This is a genomic window from Mesorhizobium sp. B1-1-5 (assembly GCF_006443065.1).
Lineage (GTDB): Bacteria > Pseudomonadota > Alphaproteobacteria > Rhizobiales > Rhizobiaceae > Mesorhizobium.
In genome coordinates this window covers 1-1243 of record NZ_VFWS01000481.1, presented here as the reverse complement: position 1 = coordinate 1243, position 1243 = coordinate 1, and the positions used below count along the sequence as shown (strand labels likewise).

The following is a 1243-nucleotide window of genomic DNA, read 5'->3' as shown; positions in this document are numbered from 1 at the left end:
ACATAGCTTTCGTCGACCGTCATCCGGCGGATCGCGGCAAGCTGATGCTCTTCGGCGTCGGCTGTCGGAAATGGCGCCGCGGCCGCGAATTCGGGCAGACTGTTCACCCACCAGTTCTGGGCGTAGTCTGGATCCATCTGCGACAGGCCCGTCATCATGCGGTAGGTCTTGAGCGCACCGAGCATGAAGTCGGGATCGCGGATCTGGCGCCACATCGTCGCCTCGAGCAGGGCCACCATCCGGGGCTCGAGCACGTTGCGGAGGGCGTGGTCATAAGTGTCGGCCTGTGCCCTGACCAGTTCCGCCGAGGCCGATGGGCCAAGCAGATCGTGGGCAGCGCCCGGCGGTGCTGTCCGGGCATTTGCGACCGCGTCCATCGCCTCGAGCGCGCCGTCCATGGCAGGCCGCTCCACCGATGCCGGGGTTGCGGCAGCGGAGGTCAGCGGCGTTTGCAGCGCTTCGAACTGGCCTGCCTGCGCCGAGATCGCATGGCGGTTGTCAAAATAGGACCAGGTGAACAGGCCGCCTGCCAGCAACGCCGCCGCAGCGCATGCGGCAGCGGCGCCGCGCCAGATCCAGGCTCGGCGGCGTTGCGCCAGTGGGTCAAATGTACCGAGGCCTGCTTCCTTGAAGATGACTTCAGTGAGGAGGTTCTTCAGGAAGAAGCTGCGTTTCTCGACCCGAGATGCGGGCAGGGCGCGCCGCGGCGGAAGACCGAAGGAGGAAGACAGCGCGGCGGTCAGCCGGTCGATAGGCGCCCCTTCCTGCGTCGCCGATGTCAGGTAGAGGCCGCGCAGCCAGGCAGCCTCCTCATACCGGCTTTCGCCGAACATGGCTTCGACCAGCACCTGAATCGGTTCGGACAAGCTTGTCAGTTGGGCGGGAAACCTGAAGATTTCGGCACGGGCGGCGAGTTTGTCCTCGTCCTCCAGGCGCGTCACCAAGCGCCGCTCGAGTTCGGTCGCCAGCGTCGCGATTTCTCGTTCGATGGTCTTGCCATCGACGCGCGCATCCAGCGCGAAGGTCGTCCCCCACACCTGTTCGCGCGAGGCGGTGGACAGACCGCCGAAGAAGGGCTCGAAGCCCTTGATCAGGTCGGCCTTGGTCAGCATCAGATAGACCGGCAGGCGGATTTCAAGGCGGTCGTTGAGCTCGGCCAACCGGCGGCGGAGCTTGCGCCCGTGCGCATTGCTGGACTCGTCGCCCTCCGAAAGGACGTCGATCGAAAGCGCGACGATCACGC

The 1243-nt window shown here is 65.7% G+C and carries 1 protein-coding gene; it reads right to left on the bottom strand.

Annotated elements, in window-relative coordinates:
* The coding region (gene tssM, locus FJ980_RS32560; RefSeq protein WP_140547553.1) for a type VI secretion system membrane subunit TssM at positions 1 to 1243 on the bottom strand (1243 nt) is incomplete at both ends.